The organism is Dietzia cercidiphylli, from assembly GCF_014145145.1.
Lineage (GTDB): Bacteria > Actinomycetota > Actinomycetes > Mycobacteriales > Mycobacteriaceae > Dietzia > Dietzia natronolimnaea.
The window spans coordinates 1-5,045 of sequence record NZ_JAALEA010000400.1 but is presented as its reverse complement, the minus strand read 5'-3'; the positions used below and the strand labels follow the sequence as shown (position 1 = coordinate 5,045).

The 5,045-nt window shown below is 71.5% G+C and carries 2 protein-coding genes and 1 pseudogene; all 3 read left to right on the top strand.

Annotated features, from left to right (window positions below; genetic code table 11):
* Nucleotides 1-221 precede the first annotated feature (221 nt).
* Complete coding sequence (gene pta / locus G6028_RS13900; RefSeq protein ID WP_194307038.1) at nt 222-2,474, top strand: phosphate acetyltransferase; 2,253 nt, start codon at nt 222-224, stop codon at nt 2,472-2,474.
* Complete coding sequence (locus tag G6028_RS13895; protein ID WP_182659219.1) at nt 2,471-3,682, top strand: acetate/propionate family kinase; 1,212 nt, start codon at nt 2,471-2,473, stop codon at nt 3,680-3,682. Before pta ends, G6028_RS13895 begins: the two co-directional genes overlap by 4 nt.
* A gap of 182 nt (nt 3,683-3,864) precedes the next feature.
* Nucleotides 3,865-5,045 (top strand): annotated as a pseudogene (locus tag G6028_RS18090) (thrombospondin type 3 repeat-containing protein); the annotation flags it as partial.

Sequence of the window (5,045 nt, the reverse complement as noted above, 5' to 3'; positions counted from 1 at the left end):
GCTCACCGATGTCTGACCCGGCCCCTGGCAGCAGCGCGTCAGCCCCTCCCGGCATCTCGCCGGCGCGGCCGCGCGTCGGGGCGCGCGACGGGTCTGCATGGCGTGTACGAGGTGTGCCGGCGGGCTCGCGCTGTCACAATGCCCTCGTGCCCGATTCCGCCGTATCCGAGACTCTCCCGCCCGAGACCGACGCGCCCACGATTCCGTCCCCGGTGACCGACATGCCCCTGTCGTCGTCCGCTGTGTACGTGGCGGCCCCCGAGGGCGACACCGGGAAGTCGACCGTCGCCCTCGGCCTCCTGCGCATTCTCGCCGGGACCGTACAGAGGGTGGGGGTGTTCCGCCCGGTCACCGTCGCGCCGCGCGTCGTCGATGCCGATGCCGATGCCGGCACCGGCACGGACACCGAACCCCCGCGCGACCGCATCGTGGAGATGCTGCTCCAGCACACCACCGTGGACCTCGACTACGAGGACTGCATCGGCGTGACCAACGACCGCGTTCACGAGGACCGCGACTCGGCGCTGGCGGAGATCGTGGACAGGTACCACGTGGTGGCCGGGCAGTGCGATGTGGTGGTGATCCTCGGCACCGACTACACGGGCGTGCCCAGTCCCACCGAGTTCGACTTCAACGCCACACTCGCCGTGAACCTCGGCGCGCCCGTGCTCCTGGTGATCCGCGGCGCCGACCGGACACCAGGGGAGATCGGCACGAACGCCCGGCTGACGCTCGAGGAGCTCAGGGTCGAGCACGCCCACCCGGTGGGGATCGTGGTCAACCGGTGCGACCCCAGCGCGCTGGAGGCAATCCAGGCCGAGCTCGCGCCCCTGGACCTGCCCGCCTGGACGCTGCCGAGCCAGGCCCTGCTCACCGCGCCCACGATGGGGGAGCTGGTGGAGGCCGTGGACGGCACCCTCTACTCCGGTGACCCGGCCCTGCTGGACCGAGAGGTCATGGCACTGATGGTGGGCGGGATGACCGGTGAGCGGATCCTGGAGCGGCTGGTGGACGGCATGGTCGTCATCGTTCCCGCTGACCGGACCGACGCCGTTCTCGCTGTGCTCACCGCGCACGGCGCGGAGGGCTTCCCCTCGTTGGCGGGGATGATCTGGAACGGGAGCCTGATGCCGAACGCGGCGATGGATCGACTGGTCCGTGGCATGCGCTCGACGTTGCCGATCGTGTGCACCGACCACGGCACCTACGACACCGCCCGCCTGGCGGCCGAGACCCGGGGACGCGTGTACTCCGGCTCCGGGCGCAAGGTCGAGACGGCACTGAGCCTCATGGAGAAGCACGTCGACACCGAGGAACTGCTCGCCCGCCTGCGTGTGGACACCCCCGACGTCATGACGCCGCAGATGTTCGAGCACCAGCTCCTCGAGCGCGCCCGCGCGGACAAGCGGCACATCGTGCTGCCGGAGGGCGACGACGACCGGATCCTCCACGCCGCCGGCCGGCTGCTGCGCCGGGATGTCGCCGACCTGACGATCCTCGGCGACCCCGAGGCCGTGCAGCGACGCGCGGATGAACTGGGCATCGACCTGTCCGGGGCGCAGGTCCTCGACCCACGCAGCAGCGAGCACGCCGAACCGTTCGCCCGGCAGTACGCGGAGCTGCGCGAGCACAAGGGCATGACGCTGGACGTGGCCCGCGACCGGATGCTCGACATCTCCTACTTCGCCACGATGATGGTGCACACCGGCCTCGCCGACGGCATGGTCTCGGGTGCCGCGCACACCACCGCGCACACCATCCGACCCGCGCTGGAGATCATCCGGACGAGGCCGGGCGTGAAGACCGTGTCCAGCGTGTTCCTCATGTGCCTCTCAGACCACGTCCTGGCGTTCGGCGACTGCGCGGTCGTCCCCGCCCCGACCGCCGAGCAGCTCGCCGACATCGCGTTGTCCTCCGCCGAGACCGCGTCCCGGTTCGGTGTGGACCCGCGAGTCGCGATGCTGTCTTACTCCACGGGCGACTCGGGCAGCGGAGCGGACGTCGACAAGGTGCGTGAGGCCACCGAGATCGTGTGCGCACGGATCGCCGCGGCCGCGGAGGGGGACCCGATGGCGGACCTCGTGGTGGACGGACCGCTGCAGTTCGACGCCGCCGTCGACCCGACGGTGGCCCGCAAGAAGATGCCGGACTCACCGCTGGCCGGCCGGGCCACCGTCCTGGTGTTCCCCGACCTCAACACCGGCAACAACACCTACAAGGCCGTGCAGCGCACCGCCGGCGCCGTCGCGATCGGGCCGGTACTGCAGGGGCTCCGCAAGCCCATCAACGACCTCTCCCGCGGCGCGCTGGTGGAGGACATCGTCAACACGGTCGCCATCACCGCCGTTCAGGCGCAGGGTGCAGGCGTTCAGGCGCAGGGTGCAGGCGTTCGGGCGCAGGGTTCAGGCGTTCGGGCGCAGGGTTCAGCAGTTGAGGCTCAGGGGACCGCCGGCGCCCGCGAGGGCGAGTCGTGACCCGCGTCCTCGTCATCAACTCCGGCTCCTCCTCGCTCAAGCTGCAGATCCTCGACACCGCGCTTGACTCCGAGCTGGCGTGGGCGTTGGTCGAGCGCATCGGCGAGCCCGTCGGAACGCTGACCGTGCGGCGCGGTGACCTGGCCGGTTCGCCGGGTGGGGAGCGCAGCGTGGAGGCGGCGGTCCCAGACCACACCGTGGCGCTCAGCCGGGTGCTGGAGCTCGCGGGCGAGCTCGGCGCCCACCCCACCGACCTGGGGGTCGAGGCGATCGGTCACCGGGTGGTCCACGGCGGGCCGGACTTCCACGATCCGGTCAAGGTCACACCCGAGGTGGAGGCGGGTATCGAGAAGCTCGATCTGCTGGCGCCGCTGCACAACCCCGCCAACCTGCGCGGGATCCGCGTGGCCCGCGAGCTGCTGCCCGGCCTGCCGCACGTGGCGGTGTTCGACACCGGGTTCTTCCACACCCTGCCCGCCGCGGCTCACACCTACGCGATCGACCGCGCGGTGGCGAGCAGATGGGACCTGCGCCGATACGGCTTCCACGGCACCAGCCACGAGTTCGTCTCTCGCCGCACCGCCGAGATCCTGGGTCGGCCGTACGACGAGCTCGATCAGATCGTGCTGCACCTCGGCAACGGGGCGTCGGCCTCGGCGATCGCCGGCGGGCGGGCGGTCGACACCTCCATGGGCCTGACTCCGCTCGAGGGCCTGGTCATGGGCACGCGTCCCGGCGACCTCGACCCCGGTCTGATCATCCACCTCATCCGCGACCGGGGCATGTCGCCCGAGGACGTCTCCACCCTGCTCAACCGCAGGTCGGGGCTGGAGGGGTTGGCGGGCGCCCGCGACTTCCGGGAACTGCTCGCACGGGTCGATGCCGGCGACGACGACGCCGTGCTCGCCTACGAGGTGGTGATCCATCGACTGCGTCGCTACATCGGCGGCTACTGGGCGGTTCTCGGCGACGTCGGGGCCATCACGTTCACCGCGGGAGTGGGCGAGAACGTCGCCCGCCTGCGTGCGGACGCCCTGTCCACTCTCGGTGGCTGGGGGGTGGAGATCGACCCGGAGGCCAACGAGAACGGTTCAGGGGAACGCGTCATCTCGACGCCTGGCAGCCGGGTCACGGTTCTGGTGGTGCCGACCGACGAGGAGCTGGCGATCGCCCGGGCGTGCGACAGGGTCCTGGGGCTGGGGGAGTGACAGGGACACCTTTACCTAAGAACGTCCTTACGCTTACAGTGGGGGCCACCCCCCGGGCCTCAGCCCGGTCCTGACGAAGCTGGTCGATGCCGAAGCACCCACGATCTCCGCGTGTCACCGAGCCCGCCCGCGATACGCGGCCCGGCCGGTCGCGAGGTCGTCGGACGGTGGGGTTGATCCCGGTGGCTCTCGCGACGGCGGTCACCCTGGTGCTCGGCGGGGCATCCGTCGCCCGCGCCATCACCGCCGCGCCACTGGACGCGCACACCGACCTGGAATTCTCGCTCGACGGCTCCACCTGGACGGATGCACCTGACCTCGTCCTGGGATCGTGGGGGTGCGACCTCGCCGGCGGGCCCGCGCTCTCCGACCCGGAGGGCGCGATCGGCGGGACCCCCGAGGTGGACCCGTGCTCGATGTCGCCGGGAGAGTCGATCGACCGGACCTACCACGTCCGCAATGCCACCGACACGGGCCGAACCGGGCGGTACGCCGTGGGGGTCGGCGACTATCTGGTCTCGGGCGCGGCCGAATTCGACGTCAGCAGCACCATCACCGGCGCCGTCGGCTCCGATTCGCGGACCGTGACCCTCTACGGCGCCGACACCCCCCGGTCAGCCGATTCCCCGGCCCGCGGCACCACGGTCGCGGCACTCGATCTCGCACCCGGCCAGACGGCGAGGGTCGTCGACGAGGTATCGGTGCCCCGCGACGTGGAGAACTACGCGCAACGCCAGAGCGTCAGTCCGATGATCTGGGTGTCGTTCACCGACATCGGGGTCGTGGACACCGACGGTGACGGCCTGCCGGATCTCGTCGAGGACCAGCTCGGCACCGACCCGACCGACCCGGTCAACCGACTTCCCGACGGCACGGTCGGGCGATCCTTCGGGCCCGAACCGTTCCTGCCGCGCACGCCCGAGGGGGCCGTGCTCGCGGTGGACGCCTCGACTCTGCCGCCGGGCCTGCGGCTCGAGGACGGCGTCCTGGTGGGCACCCCGTCGAGGGCCGGGACCTATGACGTCGAGTTCACCGTCACCCTGCCCGACGGTGCGACGTACACCTCCGTCCGTCGCCTGATGATCCGGCCCGCGTCGGGCGGCGGGTCCGCGGACCTACCGGACGTCATCTGGCCGGTGGTGATCGTCGGGGTGATCGGGCTCATCCTGGGGCCGGGGCTCGGGTCCCTGGGGGGCTCGATCGGCGGGTCACTGGGCGGGTCGCAGGGCGGGTTGCCCGGCTGGCCCTGGAACGGGTCCGCCGGCGGTTCCAGCGGCGGGTCGGCCGGATCCGGTTCCGTCCCGGCCGCTCCCGTCACGTCAACTCCTGCGACCTCTGCCCCCAGCTCTGCGCCCCCCTCGCC